The following is an 18854-nucleotide window of genomic DNA, read 5'->3' as shown; positions in this document are numbered from 1 at the left end:
CTCCTTGTTACAATTCACAATTTCCATATTCCTAATATAATTAATAATAAACCTGGAACAAATGAAAATTTTTGAATAATTTTTGAATCTGAAAAAATATAGCCGCTTTTCATTCCAAAAGTTACACATAAAGCACTCATAAAAGCTACACTAAGTGCCATAATTATCGGAGAGAAGCCTATTAAGGCAGCTCCTATACCAGCACCAAAGGCGTCTAAGGACAGTGCAATCCCTAACATAAATGCTTCTCTTCCTGTTATTGTTCCTGAATTATCAAAATCGGCAACCATTGGTTTTCTTAAGATTTTGATAACTACTCCTAATAATTTAATTTCAAAATTTAAGATTACGTGATCATCTTTATTTTTTTCATCTCTTTTAGCTGGACGATAAATTTGATAAAGTGCCCATGCACCTATAATGATTAAAATTAACCCACCAATACTTTCTGCCACGCTAGCAGATAGATATTTTTGAATCCAATTTCCTATTGTCATTGCAATAAGAATTGAAATGGCTGAACATGAAGCAATAAAAAGTAAAGATTTAAAAGGAAGCTTCATTTTTCTTAAACCATATGTTAATCCTACACCAAAGCTATCAAGACTTACGGCCAATGCTAATAAAAGTAAGGAAAGAATTTCTACCATATTTAAAAGCTCCTTCCAACCACTGATACGATAGTATATGGTTAGAGCCCATCCAACGTACTTACTTTTTTAATTTTCAATAATGATGATTTCATGAAACTGACAACTCCCACAAAAAAGCAGTTGGGCTTTCTCGTTCGGAAAATCTATATTACTATTCGTTTCTTTGTTCAATGTTATTTTTTCTGACATTTAGGACAAAAATGTGTACCTCTACCACCAACGACTGTTTTTTCAATCTCAGTACCACACCTTTTGCAAGGTTCACCTTTTCTCCCGTAAACAAAAAGCGTTTGTTGAAACATTCCCATTTCACCTTGACCGTTTACATAAGACTTTACAGAACTCCCCCCCATATTGATCGCTTCTTGTAATGTAGCTTTAATTTCTTGGTAGAGCTTTTTCAATTCTTTTTGGGTTAATTCCTTACCAATTCGTTCAGGGTATATTCCTGAACGAAACAAAGCTTCGTCCACATAAATATTCCCTAAACCAACTAGTTTTGTTTGGTCTAAAAGGGTTACCTTGACCTTTCTATTTGTCCCTTCGAATAGTTCTTTTAACTTCTTTGGAGTAAAAAGGTTATCAAAAGGTTCAATCCCTAATTGGACAAGTGGTAATTGAAATTCTTCCTCACCTTTTAGAAACAAATGCATCGTTCCAAATTTTCTAACGTCTTGGTAGCGTAGTTCAGTTCCATCAGTAAATGAAAAAATAACATGGGTATGTTTAGTTATTGGTTCTCCCACTTTGTACAGTCCATATCGCCCTTCCATACGCAGGTGGGAAACAACAACATAATCATTAAAGATGAGTTTTAAAAACTTTGCTCTTCTTTCTACATTAATAATGGTTTGACCTATTAAAAGATGCCGAAACTGCGTTACATCATCTGGACGTTTAATAATTTTTCCCCAATGTACTGTAATATCTTTAATTGTTTTACCGATAACCAATTTTTGTAATGTCCTCTTTACCGTTTCCACTTCAGGTAATTCTGGCATACAATCACCTCTCTAAAGATACTCTAAACAATATTATTCTTTCCAACCTTAATGAAAGATAAAAAACACTATTTAACGTTAAGTAGTGTCCTATAGCTTTTAGGAACTATTCTACTACGAGCGTGTCCACTCGACATTAGATGATCGTCGTAAAGATAACAATTATAATGTACTGATTGTGCTGTTCATGACTGTATAAGGGCAACACAACCAGTCAATAACATTAATTAAGCTTATTTAGCATCGTACCACGAATCACCAAATGCATAATCGACCTTTAGTGGTACTTTAAGCTCAATTGCCCCTTCCATCACTTCAGGAACTATTTCTTTTAGTTTTTCCAATTCTTCTTTAGGAGCCTCAAAAATTAATTCATCGTGAACTTGTAATAATAACTTAGCTTCCATACCTTCGTTCTCAATTCTTTCAGTTATATCAACCATAGCTTTTTTAATAATGTCAGCAGCAGTTCCTTGAATTGGAGTATTCATTGCTGTTCTTTCAGCAAAACTACGCAAATTAAAATTTCGACTAGTAATTTCAGGTAAAAAACGACGTCGGTGTAGTAACGTTGTCACATAACCGTTTTCCCTTGCTTCTTGTACGATGTTTTCCATATAGTCTTTTACTCCTGGAAAGCTATCTAAATAGCGCTCGATGAAATTACCGGCTTCTTTACGAGTAATACCTAAACTCTGAGATAAACCGTAATCACTAATACCATAAACAATACCAAAGTTAACTGCCTTCGCGCTTCGTCTCATCAGATCAGTTACTTCTGTTTGATTAACATGGAAAACGTCCATTGCTGTTTTGGTATGAATATCTAGACCTTTATTAAAGGCTTCGATTAAATTACTATCATTGGCAATATGGGCTAATACACGTAACTCAATTTGAGAATAATCAGCAGCATACATAATCCAGTTCGGTTTCGATGGTACAAATGCTTTTCGGATTTTCCGCCCTTCTTCCAATCGAATTGGGATATTTTGCAAATTAGGCTCAGTAGAACTTAAACGACCTGTTTGTGTTAATGCCTGATTAAACATCGTATGAATTTTATGAGAATCTTTGTGTACTACTTTTAGTAAACCTTCTATATAAGTAGAATTAAGTTTTCCCAATTGTCGGTAGTGAAGGATACTTGGAATTATTTCATGTTTATCTGCCAACTTTTCTAACACATCTGCAGAAGTCGACGCTCCAGTTTTTGTTTTTTTGATCACAGGTAAATTTAACTTTTCAAACAATACCTCACCTAATTGTTTAGGTGAATTAATATTAAACTGTAAGCCTGCTAATGCGTGAATTTCCTGTTCAAGTTTCTTTAACTGTGTATTTAAATCTTCACCCATATTTTTTAATTGTTCTACGTCAACTTTTACCCCATCCATCTCCATTTTCCCTAAGATAATTGAGAGCGGCATTTCTAATTCATAATAAAGCTCTTTCTGTTGGTTTTTGGTTAATTCTTCTACTATTTCTTGTCTTAATGTGTATACTGTATTGGCTTTATTAACGAGGTGTTCAGCTAAAACTTCGACACTTGGAACCGATCGCTTTGCCCCTTTTCCATAAATCGTTTCATCATTAGCCACAATACGTTTTCCTTTTCTATTAGCAATATCAGCGACTTCATGAGATGAGGCAGATGGATCAATGATATAAGATGCTAGGAAAAGATCAAAGTTAATTCCTTCTAGGATTACCCCTTTCCACCCTAATGCTACAACTGCTTTTTTTGCATCAAATATTGCCTTCTTAGCATCTTTATCTTTTGCCCATGTTTTAAAGACATCACTTGATAAGGCCAATTCCGTCGGAATAAAATAACGTCCATGTTCATTTACAATTGCAATACCGTGTATGTCAGCTTGATGATAATTTTCATCTAAGACTTCAATAACGATAGCTGAATCCGTTCCAAGGATTTCAGCATTTATTTCTTCTACAATAGTAAATTCTAGTTTTTCTATAGTTTCTTCATTTTCAACTTCATCAGTACTAAAACGCTGTAATAAAGATTGAAATTCCAGATCTTTAAATAATGAAACGACTTTCTTTTCTTCATACTCCCTAAAAGTGAGATCCTCAAGAGAAAGATCAACAGGTGCCTCACAAAAAATAGTTGCTAACTCTTTACTCATTAAAGCTTGTTGTCTATTTTCTACCAACTTTTCTTTTAATTTTTTTCCTGAAATTGACTCAATAGACTCAAGAACTTTCTCTACCGAACCAAATTCTTTTAATAACTTAATGGCAGTTTTTTCGCCAACTCCCGGTACACCAGGAATATTATCTGAAGGATCTCCCATTAATCCTTTCATATCTATAATTTGTTTAGGTGTAAGACCATATTTTTCATTCACAACAGCTTCGTCATATGTATCAACATTGGATATTCCTTTTCTCGTCAAAGCAACAGTTACTTTTGGCGAAACAAGTTGTAGTAAGTCTTTATCGCCTGAAAAAACTTTTACTTCCCATTCCTTTTCAGAAGCTTTTTTAGCAAGTGTTCCAATAATATCATCTGCTTCATAATTTTCTTTTTCGTAACGCTTAATTTGGAATGCGTCTAATAATTCACGAATTAATGGAAACTGTTCCGAAAGTTCAGGGGGAGTCTTTTGTCTACCACCCTTATATTCCTGAAACGTTTCATGTCTGAATGTTGTTTTTCCAGCATCAAAAGCAACCACTAAATGAGTAGGTTTTTCCTCTTCAATAATTTTTAATAACATGGTTGTGAAGCCATATACAGCATTTGTGTATACACCTTTATCATTATTCAAAAGGGGTAGAGCAAAAAACGCTCGATAAGCAATACTATTTCCATCAATCATCACTAATTTGTTTTTCAAGAAACACACCTCAATATAATCTTTTTATACTTTGTAGTATTTTACCATGATTAACGATCATTCAAAAATAATAGCCAAGCATTTGCTTGGCTAAGTTTAACGCTAATATACTCTATTTATCATTTTAAAGCTAGCCGGAGAAAGGACTTGAGTTATTGAGTATAACCCATTAATATACGTGCGTATGGTGCATCGGCAGGAAGTACAATAACAGTTTGATCATCAATTGTATGTTCATAACTTTGTAGTGTTCGATATAAGTTATAGAACTCAATATCCTTGCTAAACGCGTCATTATAAAGTTGGGCAGCCCCAGCTTCCCCTTCACCGATAATTTCATTTGCATCAGCATTAGCTTTAGCTACGATTTCTTTTACTTCACGATCTGTGTTCGCACGAATACGGTTTGCCTCAGCATCCCCTTGTGATAAATAATCTTGTGCAATTGAGTTTCGTTCAGATATCATACGACGATATACAGCTTGTTCGTTTTCCTCAGGTAAATCTGTACGTTTCATTCTTACATCAGTTACTGAAATACCGTAATTATCTCGTAATAACAATTCATTAACACGATTTAGTACCCTGTCATTAAAGCTTCCACGAGATGACTTCTCATCATTAATAATTTCGTCATAATTTAGCTGACCAAGTTCAGCTCGAATTACAGAGTAAATAAAGTTCATCATAATCGCTTCAGCACGGTCAATTGTTTGAGCGTTTGCGATCATTAGCTGTGGGTTGTCAATTCTCCAAATAGCGTAATTATCTACTAAGATACGCTTTTTATCACGTGTATTAATTTCCGTTGGGTCAACATCCAAAACCATTTGCTTTTTTGTTAATGTTGAAACAGATTGTATAAAAGGAATTTTTACATTTAAACCCGGTTCATCAATAACTTTTACTACTTCACCAAATTGTCTAACAACTTTAAACTCACCTTGTTCAACAATAAACAAATTATTAGAAATAAATGTAATTAATCCTATTAAAACAACCAAAACAATACCAAACTTTGAATATTTCTTCCATTCGTCTGATGGTTTACGCTCACTTAAATCAATTATTTTTTCACTCATTAGTTTCCACTCCCTTCACTTGCTGTTGTAGCAGTGGATGGATTACGCTCTAGTGATCTAATAGGTAAATATTTTACCGTATCACTACTTTCATCCATAATGTAAATTTCTGTGCTTGGCAAAACTCTCTCTAAGGTCTCAATGACAAGTCGACTTCTCGTGACCTCTGGACTAATTAAATACTCATTATAAAGTGCTTCAAACCTTGCTACATCACCACGAGCACGTTCAAGCCTTTCTGTTCTAGTACCTTCTGCCCTAGAGATGATTGCGTCTTGTTCACCTTTTGCTTCATTTATTTTTTGGTTTCTGTATTTATTCGCTTCATTGATTTTAGTCAAGCGTTCTTCACGAGCATCTGTAACTTCCATAAATGCACTACGAACCTCATCATTTGGAAGTTCAACATCTTGTAATTTTACGTCCATAACTGAAATACCAATATCGTAATCCTCAATTAACGCTACTAAATAATCCCAAACTTGAGCTTCAATTTCAGGACGTTGATCTGTTAGTGCATCATCAATTCTTGAACTACCTATAATCCCACGTAGTGACGCAGATGTTGCACTAAACAATATTTGCTCAGGGTCATTTGAATTAAATAAAAACTTTTCTGGGTTTGTAATACGCCACTGTACAACTAAATCAGCAAGGAGAATGTTTTCGTCCCCTGTAATCATTTTCGCTTCGTCACGATATTCAATAACTTCTCCATCTCTTTCATCATAACCTACAGTAGTTGTGAATGTTCCTCTAGATAAAATTTCAACGCGTTGAATTGGCCATGGTAATTTAAATTTTAGACCTGGCTCTGTAATATGGTCATCTACTTTACCGAATGTAATAAGTGCTGCCTGTTCTGATTCGTCGACTATGTACCAACCTGTTACTAAAAACAAGGCTAGTATAGCTATTCCAACTAAGGAAAAGAAGCCAACTATTATTTGCTTCATAGTTACCATTAATTTGCCCCCTCTTAAGTTTGTATTTTCTATCATTTTATTAATTATACTTACGATTATACTATAATAAAAGTTTCGTAACTTACCAATTTATTACCTAAATTTTTTTCTACAAAAATTGAGAATAAAAAAAGGTGGAAAGCTAAGGGGGCTTTCACACCTAACAAAGGGGCTGTTAAACAATTTTGTCACTATGCATCAATAGCTAAAATTGCTTACGAAACAGTTCACAATTGAAATTATACTTATCTAACGTAAATTAACATTGAATTTAATGTTAATTCTTTGTAAAGAAAGTATATATTTACCTCTGTTTCTTATTAAAAGAAATTGTAAACTGCGACCCTTTTCCTATTTCACTTTCTAACCTAATTTCACCATGATGAGCTTCAACTAAATGCTTTACAATGGCAAGACCAAGACCTGTTCCACCAGAGTTTCTACTTCTAGCTCTGTCAACTCGATAAAAACGTTCAAATACACGAAGAGTCTCGCTTTTACTGATACCAATTCCAGTATCTTTAACAGAAAAAAGTACCTTTTCTTTGGTATTTTCCTTAATACTTATTACAATACTCCCACCTTTGGGTGTATACATGATAGCATTATTAACGAGGTTGATCATTATCTGTTTAATTCTTAAAGGATCTCCTTCAATAGAAGTTAAACCTTCTATTACCTTTGAAATCTGTATTTCCTTTTTCTTTGCTTTATTACTAAGCATTATAATAACATCGTCAGTGAGTAAACTTAAATCAACATGTTGCCAATTTAGCTGAAATTGACTTTGCTCTATTTTAGAAAGATCAAGTAAATCTTGAATTAAACTTTGGAGTCGTTCACTTTCTTCCCATATTATTTTTAAAAAGCGATTTCTTAAAACTTCATCATTAGCAGCTCCATCCAATAATGTTTCTGTAAACCCCTTAACTGAAGTTACGGGTGTTTTTAATTCATGAGATACATTTGCCACAAAATCTTTACGCATTTGTTCTAGTTTCTTCAATTCGGTAATATCATGAAAGACTAATACAACCCCTTTTAAACGCTCTTTTCCACCACTACTAATGATTGGAGCTCCCTGAACATCGAAATGGCGCATTTCTAATTGAATTGGCAAAACAACTTGCTTTCTCTGCCCTTTCTCGGTTAAAAATAGTTCTTGAACAATTTTAATAATTTGTTTATGAATAATTACACTATGGTAAACCTTGTTTAACCAAGAGTCTACATCTTCTTGAAAAATTATTTTACAGGATTTGTTTATGAGACTTATTTCACCCTTATTATTTATCAAGATTAGTCCACTATCCATGTTTTCAATTAATGTCTCTAAACGTTCTTGTTGAACCTGGTATGTACGAGTCACTTCATCTAAATTTTGGGCTAGGACGTTAAGTGATTGACTTAATTGACCAGTTTCATCATTTTTCCCGTGAGAAACCCTCACTTTAAAGTTACCATGAGTAAGTTGTTTAGCTACTAAAGTAGCTTCTTCTATCGGTTTAACCATTTCATTTGTAATTCTAGAACTAAGTAAAACAATAACTAAAAAAGCAATTGTAAAACTAACAAGTAATAAACCCCATATTTTCTTGTGGACTTCATCTAGGACATGTATTGAGATCCCTAAGCGAACGTAACCAATTATTTGTTCACCTTCAATAAGAGGAACAGCATAATAAAGTAAATCGGCACCAACCGTACTACTATAGCGAATTGCTTGTCCTTCCCCAAATTCCCTAACATCCTTGATTTCAGGTCTATAATAATGATTTTCCATCGTACCTGGGTCAGTATCAGTTTCCGCAATAACCTCTCCATCATCAGCAATGATGGTTATTCTAGCAGCTAACTGATCTCCCATATCCTTCACAATTGAATGAAGGTCACGATGACCTAATCCCGTTTCTAATATACTTATTGCTACTATTTTCGCTTCTTTTGAAACCCTTTCACTCAATTGATTAAAATAAAATTCTTTAATTAGTTGACCTAGAAAAAAACCTAAACCAACTAATACTATAAATATTGCTATAAGTAATGATAGAGTTAACCTCAATCTATATTTATGCATTAAATTGCGGCTCCTCAAGTTTATAGCCTAGACCTCTAATTGTTTTAATATAGATAGGTTTTTTTGTATTTGGCTCAATTTTTTCCCTCAAGTGGCTAATGTGAACATCAACAATCCGTGTATCTCCAACAAATTCATAATTCCAAACAGCATTAAGGAGTTGATCTCTTGTTAAGACTCGCCCCTTGTTGTTAGAAAGGTACAATAATAACTCAAATTCTTTTGGTGTTAATTCAAGCTGATTCCCTTGATAATATACTTCGTAATTCTCAGGGAAGATTTCTACTTCTCCAATTTTTAATAAATCCTTTTTTATAGTGTCTTTTTTTGGTTTTTCATCCTGGTTTTGGCTTACACGTCGAAGGATAGCTCGTACACGTGCAACAACCTCTCTTGGGCTAAAAGGCTTTGTCATATAATCATCTGCACCAAGCTCTAAGCCTAATACCTTATCAAATTCATCATCCTTCGCGGTAAGCATTAAAATTGGAGTACTAACTTTATTTTGCCTTAACTGTTTACAAACTTCCAACCCATCCATTTCTGGAATCATCAGATCTAATATGATTAAGTCAAAATTAAATTCACTCGCTTTTTTAAAAGCTGTACTTCCATCCATTGCTGTTTCAATTTCATACCCAGCTTGTTCTAAATTAAATTGCAGCAAAGTAACGATTGAATCTTCATCATCAACAACTAATAGTCTTTGACCCATTTTATATATTTCCTCCTGATAATCGCTATGGCCCCCACCATAGTCGTTGTTTTGTAACTGTTTCGAAAGTTAATACTTAACCCCAAAGTCATAATTTAAACTTGTTTTTTCTATTATACATAATATAGTGATCAAATTGTACGAAATAAATTTACGTGATTATTTAACATAGAAAAATCCGGTTGGTGGTATAACCGGATTTTTCTAATATTAATTCTGTAAAAAGCTATATTTAACAACGTATTTCATGTAGTTATTGAAGTCCATTGCTTTTCTGAAGTGACCAACTTTTTTACGATTTATTCCAATGCGTTCATTACGTTTTTTACGGATTGAACTGATTTTTGTAAGGCATTTTTTTCTTCATTAGTTAATTCTAATTCAAACACTTTTTCAATACCGTCTCCACCTATTTTTGTGGGTACTCCTAAATAAAGACCTTGATACCCGTATTCACCTTCCAAATAGGCAATTGCTGGGATAATTCTTTTCTTATCTTTTATTATCGCTTCTACCATTTGCACAACAGATGCAGCTGGTGCGTAATAAGCACTACCATTACCTAATAGATTTACGATCTCCCCACCACCTTTTCGAGTACGTTGTACAATCTGATTCAAGCGTTCGCCATTAATTAGTTTCTCCAAAGGAATACCACCTGCATACGAATAACGAACTAGAGGAACCATATCATCACCATGTCCTCCTAAAACAAAACCACTAATGTCTTCTACTGATACTTTTAGTTCTTGGGCAACAAATGTACGAAATCGTGCTGTATCTAAAACTCCCGACTGCCCCATTACACGATTTTTCGGAAATCCAGATTCTTTAAAAACTGTGTATGTCATGGCATCAACTGGGTTAGTAAGCACAATTATATAACAATTAGGTGAATATTTTACAACTTCCTTAGTAACCGCCTTCATTATTTTTGCATTTGTATTAACTAAATCATCTCGACTCATACCAGGTTTTCTAGCAATTCCAGCAGTAATTACGACAATATCAGAATGAGCAGTATCTTTATAATTTGAAGTACCAACAATATTCGCATCAAAGCCTTGTACGGGACTCGCTTCTAACATATCTAACGCTTTTCCTTTAATTGGATTTTCAATTTGCGGGATATCCAATAATACAACATCACCCAATTCCTTTTGAGCTACCATTAAAGCAGTTGTCGCTCCTGTGAATCCGCCACCAATAATAGAGATCTTTCGTCTTTTAATTGCCATCCCTTCTCACTCCAATCCTTTTTAGTTTAAGTATCCACATTAATAAATATGGCCCATATGTTGCCGCGAGAACCAATGTTACTTATTATTAAAAGAAATAATCTACTCTTGATAGTAACTAAATTTATAAACTCAGCATATTTGATGGTAAATTTCATTAATCATTTACAGAAGCTTGTAAAGTGTATCGTTAAATTACATCTATTATACATACTCGAATCATTGCTTTCACGAAAAAAAAGTTGACTCAAAACGAGTATGTGTTTCCATTGTAAAGGAACATTTATATATGTCCCTTAACCTTCGGAGTACACTACTCTATATGAGTCAACTTAACTAAACGATAGTTGTATTACTTCATGTTACTAATTAATGCATTAGCAAATTCTGAGCATTTTACTTCTGTCGCTCCGTCCATCAATCGAGCAAAGTCATAAGTGACTACTTTTTCACCGATTGTCTTATCCATTGAAGCCATAATTAGGTCAGCTGCCTCATTCCACCCTAGGTGACGAAGCATTAACTCCCCTGAAAGTAAAACAGAAGAAGGATTTACTTTATCTAATCCTGCATATTTAGGTGCTGTCCCGTGAGTAGCTTCAAAGATAGCATGTCCTGTTTCATAGTTGATGTTAGCACCCGGAGCAATCCCAATTCCACCAACTTGAGCTGCTAACGCATCAGAAATATAATCACCATTTAGATTCATCGTTGCAACTACATCAAACTCTTTTGGACGAGTTAAGATTTGTTGTAGGAAAATATCCGCAATTGTATCTTTAATAATTATTTTTCCAGCTGCCTCAGCTTCGGCTTGTGCTTTGTTCGCTGCTTCTTGTCCTTCTTTTTCAACTAGTTTATCATATTGAGCCCAAGTAAATACCTTATCAGCATATTCTTTCTCAGCTAACTCATAACCCCAATTTTTGAAGGCTCCTTCTGTAAATTTCATAATATTTCCTTTATGAACAAGCGTTACACTCTTACGGCCTTCTTTAATTGCATACTCAATTGCTGCACGAACTAAGCGAGCAGTCCCTTCTTCAGAAACTGGCTTAATCCCAATACCTGAAGTTTCCGGAAAGCGAATTTTAGAAACACCCATTTCTTCACGGAAGAATTTAATAACTTTCTGCACTTCCTCAGAACCAGCTTGCCACTCAATACCAGCGTAAATATCTTCTGAGTTTTCACGGAAAATCGCCATATTCGTATCTTCCGGTCTTTTAACCGGAGAAGGAACTCCGTTAAAATATCTTACTGGTCTAAGGCAAGTGTATAAATCCAACTCTTGTCGAAGCGCTACATTTAATGAACGAATACCACCACCAATTGGAGTTGTTAATGGTCCTTTAATAGCAATTATATATTCTCTAACCGCTTCTAACGTTTCTTCTGGAAGCCAATTCCCAGTTTGCTCATATGCTTTTTCACCAGCTAAGATTTCTTTCCAAACAATTTTCTTTTCACCATTATATGCTTTTTCAACAGCAGCATCTAATACACGAGAAGCTGCAGCCCAAATATCTGGACCAATGCCGTCACCTTCTATGTATGGAATTACCGGATTGTTAGGTACGTTCAAAACGCCACCTTGAACAGTAATTTTTTCACCTTTACTCATTATGAATTCCTCCTAAAAGTCTATTTTACTGAGATATGTAATGGGAGTATGAAAAGCAACTTAATCAGCAATCAAGAGTTTCTCAATTAATAATCGTACTGAGTTATTTTGCTTTTCATTACTAATCATAAATTTTCTTTTATCCATGATTATCATACTCCCTAACACAACAAATTAACGTTTGGAAATTGGAATATATTCTTGTTTTTCTGGACCCACGTATTCAGCGCGCGGTCTAATTAAGCGATTGTTACTATATTGCTCTAATATATGTGCAATCCATCCTGACATCCTACTTATAGCAAATATCGGAGTAAACAGATCATGTTTAATTCCTAAGCTATGATAAACACTTGCAGAATAGAAATCAACATTCGGTAATAAGCCTTTTTCACTTGTTACAATTTCGTTAATTTTCACAGACATTTCATACCACTTTGGTTCTCCAGTGATCGTTGTTAATTTTTTTGACATTTCTTTTAAGTGTTTTGCTCTCGGGTCCCCATCTTTGTATACTCTATGACCAAATCCCATAATTTTAACCTTATTGCTCAAAGCATTCATAATATAAGGTTCAACGTTATTAACCTCACCTATCTCCATAAGCATTGCCATTACTCTTTCATTTGCTCCGCCATGAAGTGGTCCTTTTAGTGCACCGATGGCTGCTGTTACTCCTGAGTATATATCAGATAAAGTTGCTACGCATACACGTCCAGTAAAAGTCGATGCATTTAATTCGTGGTCAGCATGTAAAACTAACGCCTTATTGAATGCATTTACAGAGATTTCATCAGGTTCTTCACCTTTTAGCATATATAAAAAGTTTGCGGCAAAGCTTAAGTCTTTCCGCGGCGCTACAGGTTCTCTACCTTCACGAATGCGAGAAAACGCTGTCACGACCGTTTGTACTTGAGCTTGAAGTTTTAGAGCTTTACGTCTATTCGCTGCTTCTGACAAGTCATCAGCTTCGGGGTCGTATAACCCCAAAATTGATATTGCAGTACGTAAAGCAGCCATTGGATGAATTTTATCGAGTGGGTACATCTTCATTTGTTCAATTACACCTTGCGGCACTTCAGCATAGCTAGCTAATTCTTCAGTAAGCTGCTTTAATTCTTGTTCCTTAGGAAGACGTCCATTCCATAATAAGAATACTACTTCCTCAAAACTGGCATAGTGTGCTAAATCGTCGATATTAAATCCATGATAGGTTAAAACTCCATCAATAATCGAACTTACACTCGACGTTGTTGCAACAACACCTTCTAGACCACGAGTTGCGCTCATTCTTCAACCTCTCCTTTACAATAGATTGTTTCTTCATACTTTTTCATGCATAGAAATGAAGGAGCCTTTCAAAAAGTCGTTTGCCAGTTTTATTTTGACGTTTTTATCTACTAAGCTATTATTGATTAGGGAAATGATTAAAAATAAGACACTTTATAAAAAAATGACATTGTTAATAAAAACGTCAGAAAATCCAAATGATTCCTGTTGACTTTTTGAAATTAGTCTTTTTTATACTTTAAGGAAGGATTATCTTGCTACTACAAAAATTAAAGTATAAGAAAAACTAAGGCATTTACTTGTGGACTTGCCCAGAAGCCCTGTTTCTAGAAGAAAAATGTTTAAAAAATTCCCAACCAAATTTAATTATAAACAGTTTCCACAGATTTGTGAACGTTTATTTAAAAATAAATTCCGACTATTTAAATTGTTACGAAAATTAAAACCGCACAAGGAACCTTGTTCAACGACATAAAAAACTTGTAATGAAGTCTCATGAGATTTAGAAGATGTCGAGTTAAGCTTTTGGTCTCGACTTTTCTTATATGAGGGAAAAAAGCTTTTTAGCCGATGACACTAGAGTTAGATAATTTTCCAACTTTATAGGTCTATACGTTTATATTTTATCAAAAGTTATTTTATTACCCTAATCTACTAATTAATTCAACAATTTTCATTGCCATATAAGCAATTCCTGCTCCAATCAATGGACCTACAGCTACACCATTAAAAAGTGCGACTGCTAATATTGTTCCAAATACAAGTGCTGCAGTTATATGGGGATCAGTTTTTAATAACTCTACACCATTAGCTGCAATCACAGCAACAAAAATCCCAGCACCAAGTGCTATCCAGGCATAAGTTGATTTCATTGCTTCATTCAATTCCTTAAATCCTATTTGTCCGGTGACAATAGGAACAAGTACAGCTATTGTTATTATCGTAACGCCTATATGTATTCCTTTTTCCTGTAATATCGGAAAGGCTTTTTCACCTAAACCTATCCACTTGATAGCTAATAAAGCTATTACTGCGATTATTAATGACTGATTTTTAGCAATTAGTCCTACGAAAAGTAAAATAAACATAAAAACAGTTGCCTGTGATATCAAAAATGATGCATCCTTCCTTGATAAACATATCCATAGATAATCTTATCATACAAAATAAATTTGAGCCAACTCTCAAGAATTTTAATATTAATAAGTCTCATAAAACATTGTCCATTTAACTTCTAAAAAATGAACCAAGCCATATGTTAGTAATATGAAGTCCGTCAGAAAGGGAGAGGATAGATGAACTCAAACTATATTCAAATCCTATTAAGATTCCTTGTAGTAATTTCAGTTATAATTATCGGAGTACTATCAAGCTATTTTGCTTTTAGAACCGCCTATCCTTTCATTATAGGACTCACCATTGCTTTTTTGATAAATCCTTTTGTAAACTTTTTTCAAGAAAAGTTTAGAGTTGCTAGATGGCTATCGGTTTCTCTTGTATTATTTATCATTATTGGTATCTTTATTGGTTCCATAACGATATTAATTTCTGAAATTATTATGGGGACTAATTATTTATCACAGTCAGTTCCTTTCCATTTTCAAAAATTAATTTTTGAATTAAAAGAGCTTTTCACCGAAAAAGTTATCCCGATTTACGACAAGATAATAACAATATTTTATTCTTTAGATCATGAAAATCAAGTAACAGTGTTAACATATATTGAAACAGTAACAACTCAAATTACCAATGCAGCTTCAACATCCATTCACTCAATTTTAAGTGGTATTTCTGAATTTTTACTAGGTTTACCTAATTTAGCTACTGTTATTATTTTTTCTTTATTAGCAACGTTCTTCATTAGCAAAGATTGGTATAAATTGGTTTTTTTCTACCGGAAGTGGACACCTAACTTCATTGCCTCTAGAACTAAAGATGTTATGAATAGCCTTAAAAAAGCATTTATTGGATACCTTTTTGCTCAGCTAACACTCATTTCTATTACCTGTTTTATTGTTTTAGCCGGCCTAATACTTCTAAAAGTAGACTACCCTATTACCATTGCATTTATCATTGCTATTGTAGATTTACTGCCATATATAGGTACCGGTTTAATATTTATACCATGGATATTCTATACGTTCTTTTCTGGTCAACTTCCACTTACAATTGGACTTTCGATTTTATATAGTATCGTAGTAATTCAAAGACAATTAACGGAGCCAAAAGTTTTGTCTTCAAATATTGGTGTTGATCCATTAGCAACGCTACTGTCTTTGTTTGTTGGTTATAAACTGTTTGGTTTTTTAGGATTAATTATTGGTCCTGTTCTCTTAGTCTTTATTCAAGCATTACAAAAAGCGAATGTTTTTCGAGATTTAAAGCGGTATATATTTAAAGTTTAGATTAAAAGAGGCTGTTCTAATAAGTCTCATCACAATAACGACGGTAGAAATTGCATAGGTACACTTTCTACATGTTAAATGAGTCGAAACTTTTATAAACAGCCTTTTTGTCTTAAAAAGAATTAAAATCTATCATCGTTATCGCCTATTAATAAAAACAATAGAGCCATTTTTAATCATGCTATTGAATATTTTCTGAAGAAACGCTTTAGCTATTGCTCTAGTTTGGGGTATTAATAGAAAAAAACCTAAAGCATCTGTGATGAAACCAGGTGTTAATAATACAACACCTCCAACTAAAATGCATAATCCATCTAATAAAACGCCACTAGGTATTTGCCCTTGTTGTAATTGAAGTTGGGCTAAGCGAATGGTTTGTAGTCCTTCTTTTTTTGCTAACCACGCACCTAATACCCCTGTAAATATAACTAGTAATAGCGTCCAAGGAATGCCTATTGTATTACCCGAAAGAACAAGTACGGCAATTTCCAATGTTGGAATAATAATTAAAAGTAAAATAAGGAATTTCAACATTTCTTAAGTACTCCTTTATTAACAATAATATTGAGTTAGTTATGTTCCCCTATTATATTCTAGATTAATACTCGGGTGAAACCTTAAACAGAGATAACTTGAATTAAGCTTTTCACCTTAAGTGTTTCTTTACAAGAAAAGCGCAAGCGCCTTGGTCACGAGCAGCTGCTCCTGTGCCACTCCGTTTGCTCAAGAGCAAAGCCGCTTCGAAGTAATCCAAGTAGTAGCTTCACTGGGGCGGCCTTTGACAGAAGCTGCTCTTTGGCTTCTTACGTGCTTCTGCGTCTTCAAGTACTGCTTCGTAGTAAGCTTTCTCGAAGCAGTGTTTTGTGCGACGAGTAATCGCAGGAGCAAAGCTGCATGAAGCTAATCAACGAAGAATTTCAAGTGGTAATTGAAGTCAGTTGCTTGACTGAAGTGACCGAGCTCGTAGGCTGCTTGCGCTAGACAGTTTCTAAGTTAGAAATTTTATACTTTCTTACCTTATAAAAAAGAAGGCACCCCAAGAGTCAAACTATCGGGATACCCTCTTTTATTTCACCTTAATTATAGGATACTTGTATGACCTTTATAAATATTGCCACGAGTTGCATCTACAGTAATTTCATCACCGTCTTCAAACTGATCCGTAGCTTGAGGTACTCCAACAATAACTGGGATTCCAAGATTTAACCCAACTACTGCAGCATGACTTGTTAAGCCACCTTCTTCGGTAATTACAGCAACAGCTTTTTCAAATGCTCCCATTAAATCTTTATCTGTACCTACAGTTACAAGGATAGCTCCCTCTTGCATCTTAGCATTAGCATCTGCAGCTGTTTTTGCCACTACTACTTTCCCCGTTGCTGTTTTACGTCCAATCCCTTGTCCTTTAGCTACTACTTCACCTATAACATGAACTTTCATTAAATTTGTAGTTCCAGTTTCACCAACAGGAACGCCTGCAGTAATTACAATTAAGTCACCATGGTCAATAAACTCTGTTTTTACCGCTTCTGAAACAGCTATTTCTAACATTTCATCTGTAGTACTAGCTTTTGTTCCAAGTTGAGGAAGAACTCCCCAAACAAGCGCTAATTTACGACACACATCCTCTGAATGAGTTACTGCAAGAATCGGTGATTTAGGGCGGTATCTAGAAATCATTCTTGCTGTATGTCCACTTTCAGTTGCAGTTACAACTGAAGCTGCTTCTAAGTTTAAAGCTGTATGTGCAACAGATTGACTAATTGCATCCGTAACAGTTCTTTGACTTTCTTTACCTTTAGACTTTAATAATTCTCCATAATTCAATGCTGCTTCTGTACGTAAAGCAATATTATTCATTGTTTGTACAGACTCTACTGGATAATCACCAGCTGCAGTCTCACCCGAAAGCATAATAGCATCTGTTCCGTCAAAGATTGCGTTCGCAACGTCACTAGCTTCTGCGCGTGTCGGACGAGGGTTACGTTGCATAGAGTCAAGCATTTGTGTAGCTGTTATAACAGGTTTACCTAAGAAGTTACACTTTTTAATTAATTCTTTTTGTACAAGAGGTACTTCTTCTGCTGGAATTTCTACACCTAAATCTCCACGTGCAACCATCAACCCATCAGAAATTTCAAGAATTTCATCAATGTTATCCACACCTTCTTGATTCTCGATTTTTGGAATGATGTGAATGTGTCCTGCATCATGTTTTTCAAGCAATTCACGAATTTCTAATACATCTGAAGCACGACGTACAAATGATGCTGCAATGAAATCTACACCTTGTTCAATACCAAAAATAATGTCATTAGCATCTTTATCAGTAATACCTGGAAGTTTCACGCTTACATTCGGTACGTTAACACCTTTTTTATTTTTAATAACTCCACTATTTAAAATTTTCGTTTTAAGCTCTTTCTTCGCAATTTCGATAACCTCTAATTCAATTAGACCATCATCCAATAAAATTTTAGATCCAATTTGAACATCATCAACTAGACCAGGGTATGTAATTGAAAACTTCTCAGCGGTACCCATCACTTCTTCCATTGATACAATAACTTCTTCACCGGCTTTTAATTCTGCCACTCCATTTTCGAAGTTATTGGTACGAATTTCAGGACCTTTTGTATCTAATAAGATAGCAACATATTTCCCAGCTTTAGCAGCTGCTTCCCTAATGTTTTTAATTCTTTGCCCGTGCTCTTCAAAATCACCATGTGAAAAATTTAACCTTGCAACGTTCATACCTGCTTCAATTAATTTGGTTAATTTCTCTAAACTTTCACTTGCGGGACCAATAGTACATACTATTTTCGTTTTTCTCATGATTAATACTCCTCCTAAATAATATAAATTAATTAATTATGCCTTTTTTTTCTATTTTGCCATACTATTCCTATTGATTAGAGGAATAAAGTATGGCATAATTAC

The 18854-nt window shown here is 34.4% G+C and carries 14 protein-coding genes; 1 reads left to right on the top strand and 13 read right to left on the bottom strand.

Annotated elements, in window-relative coordinates; genetic code table 11:
- Nucleotides 1-14: 14 nt before the first annotated feature.
- The 11 genes from ytaF to BKP45_RS11840 form a co-directional block, all read right to left on the bottom strand.
- Nucleotides 15-650: a sporulation membrane protein YtaF gene (gene ytaF / locus BKP45_RS11890; RefSeq protein ID WP_071389893.1), complete on the bottom strand. Its 636-nt coding sequence runs from the start codon at nt 648-650 to the stop codon at nt 15-17.
- A 176-nt stretch (nt 651-826) separates the two neighbouring features.
- A complete protein-coding gene (mutM, locus tag BKP45_RS11885) occupies nt 827-1654 on the bottom strand; it encodes a DNA-formamidopyrimidine glycosylase (protein ID WP_071389892.1) in 828 nt (275 codons plus the stop codon).
- Between the two features lie 233 nt (nt 1655-1887).
- Nucleotides 1888-4500, bottom strand: coding sequence for a DNA polymerase I (polA, locus tag BKP45_RS11880; RefSeq protein WP_071390154.1), 2613 nt, complete (start codon nt 4498-4500; stop codon nt 1888-1890).
- Between the two features lie 170 nt (nt 4501-4670).
- The gene (gene hflC / locus BKP45_RS11875; protein WP_071310067.1) at nt 4671-5600 is read right to left on the bottom strand and encodes a protease modulator HflC; all 930 of its coding nucleotides are present in this window, start codon (nt 5598-5600) and stop codon (nt 4671-4673) included.
- The gene (hflK, locus tag BKP45_RS11870) at nt 5600-6565 is read right to left on the bottom strand and encodes an FtsH protease activity modulator HflK (RefSeq protein ID WP_071389891.1); all 966 of its coding nucleotides are present in this window, start codon (nt 6563-6565) and stop codon (nt 5600-5602) included. Before hflK ends, hflC begins: the two co-directional genes overlap by 1 nt.
- Before the next feature lie 304 nt (nt 6566-6869).
- On the bottom strand, nt 6870-8642 hold the full coding sequence (pnpS, locus tag BKP45_RS11865) for a two-component system histidine kinase PnpS (RefSeq protein WP_071389890.1): 1773 nt from the start codon (nt 8640-8642) through the stop codon (nt 6870-6872).
- Nucleotides 8635-9357 carry a response regulator transcription factor gene (locus BKP45_RS11860; RefSeq protein WP_071389889.1) on the bottom strand — a complete coding sequence of 241 codons (723 nt, stop codon included), beginning with the start codon at nt 9355-9357 and terminating at the stop codon, nt 8635-8637. Before BKP45_RS11860 ends, pnpS begins: the two co-directional genes overlap by 8 nt.
- 299 nt (nt 9358-9656) lie before the next feature.
- Nucleotides 9657-10595: a malate dehydrogenase gene (mdh, locus tag BKP45_RS11855; protein WP_071389888.1), complete on the bottom strand. Its 939-nt coding sequence runs from the start codon at nt 10593-10595 to the stop codon at nt 9657-9659.
- A gap of 352 nt (nt 10596-10947) precedes the next feature.
- On the bottom strand, nt 10948-12219 hold the full coding sequence (icd, locus tag BKP45_RS11850) for an NADP-dependent isocitrate dehydrogenase (protein ID WP_071389887.1): 1272 nt from the start codon (nt 12217-12219) through the stop codon (nt 10948-10950).
- A gap of 174 nt (nt 12220-12393) precedes the next feature.
- Nucleotides 12394-13509: a citrate synthase gene (gene citZ, locus BKP45_RS11845; RefSeq protein WP_071389886.1), complete on the bottom strand. Its 1116-nt coding sequence runs from the start codon at nt 13507-13509 to the stop codon at nt 12394-12396.
- 641 nt (nt 13510-14150) lie between these two features.
- Nucleotides 14151-14621 carry a DUF441 domain-containing protein gene (locus tag BKP45_RS11840; protein ID WP_071389885.1) on the bottom strand — a complete coding sequence of 157 codons (471 nt, stop codon included), beginning with the start codon at nt 14619-14621 and terminating at the stop codon, nt 14151-14153.
- 183 nt (nt 14622-14804) lie between these two features.
- Here BKP45_RS11840 and ytvI point away from each other — a divergent pair, with 183 nt between their 5' ends.
- The gene (gene ytvI / locus BKP45_RS11835) at nt 14805-15914 is read left to right on the top strand and encodes a sporulation integral membrane protein YtvI (protein ID WP_071389884.1); all 1110 of its coding nucleotides are present in this window, start codon (nt 14805-14807) and stop codon (nt 15912-15914) included.
- Nucleotides 15915-16052: 138 nt separating this feature from the next.
- On the opposite strand, the gene BKP45_RS11830 is transcribed toward ytvI, so the two are convergent.
- Together BKP45_RS11830 and pyk are read right to left on the bottom strand one after the other, a co-directional pair.
- Nucleotides 16053-16448, bottom strand: coding sequence for an FxsA family protein (locus tag BKP45_RS11830; RefSeq protein ID WP_071389883.1), 396 nt, complete (start codon nt 16446-16448; stop codon nt 16053-16055).
- 546 nt (nt 16449-16994) lie between these two features.
- Nucleotides 16995-18749 (bottom strand): pyruvate kinase, encoded by a 1755-nt coding sequence (gene pyk, locus BKP45_RS11825; protein WP_071389882.1) that lies wholly within the window; start codon nt 18747-18749, stop codon nt 16995-16997.
- Between the last annotated feature and the right edge of the window lie 105 nt (nt 18750-18854).

This window comes from Anaerobacillus alkalidiazotrophicus (genome assembly GCF_001866055.1).
This window is presented reverse-complemented; position numbering and strand designations above follow the sequence as displayed.

What these genes read in the sequence shown, in the direction of transcription:
- ytaF (WP_071389893.1), bottom strand. Translation starts at nt 650, where the DNA reads ATGGTAGAAATTCTTTCCTTACTTTTATTAGCATTGGCCGTAAGTCTT.
- mutM (WP_071389892.1), bottom strand. Translation starts at nt 1,654, where the DNA reads ATGCCAGAATTACCTGAAGTGGAAACGGTAAAGAGGACATTACAAAAA.
- polA (WP_071390154.1), bottom strand. Translation starts at nt 4,500, where the DNA reads ATGATTGATGGAAATAGTATTGCTTATCGAGCGTTTTTTGCTCTACCC.
- hflC (WP_071310067.1), bottom strand. Translation starts at nt 5,600, where the DNA reads ATGAGTGAAAAAATAATTGATTTAAGTGAGCGTAAACCATCAGACGAA.
- hflK (WP_071389891.1), bottom strand. Translation starts at nt 6,565, where the DNA reads ATGGTAACTATGAAGCAAATAATAGTTGGCTTCTTTTCCTTAGTTGGA.
- pnpS (WP_071389890.1), bottom strand. Translation starts at nt 8,642, where the DNA reads ATGCATAAATATAGATTGAGGTTAACTCTATCATTACTTATAGCAATA.
- BKP45_RS11860 (WP_071389889.1), bottom strand. Translation starts at nt 9,357, where the DNA reads ATGGGTCAAAGACTATTAGTTGTTGATGATGAAGATTCAATCGTTACT.
- mdh (WP_071389888.1), bottom strand. Translation starts at nt 10,595, where the DNA reads ATGGCAATTAAAAGACGAAAGATCTCTATTATTGGTGGCGGATTCACA.
- icd (WP_071389887.1), bottom strand. Translation starts at nt 12,219, where the DNA reads ATGAGTAAAGGTGAAAAAATTACTGTTCAAGGTGGCGTTTTGAACGTA.
- citZ (WP_071389886.1), bottom strand. Translation starts at nt 13,509, where the DNA reads ATGAGCGCAACTCGTGGTCTAGAAGGTGTTGTTGCAACAACGTCGAGT.
- ytvI (WP_071389884.1), top strand. Translation starts at nt 14,805, where the DNA reads ATGAACTCAAACTATATTCAAATCCTATTAAGATTCCTTGTAGTAATT.
- BKP45_RS11830 (WP_071389883.1), bottom strand. Translation starts at nt 16,448, where the DNA reads ATGTTGAAATTCCTTATTTTACTTTTAATTATTATTCCAACATTGGAA.
- pyk (WP_071389882.1), bottom strand. Translation starts at nt 18,749, where the DNA reads ATGAGAAAAACGAAAATAGTATGTACTATTGGTCCCGCAAGTGAAAGT.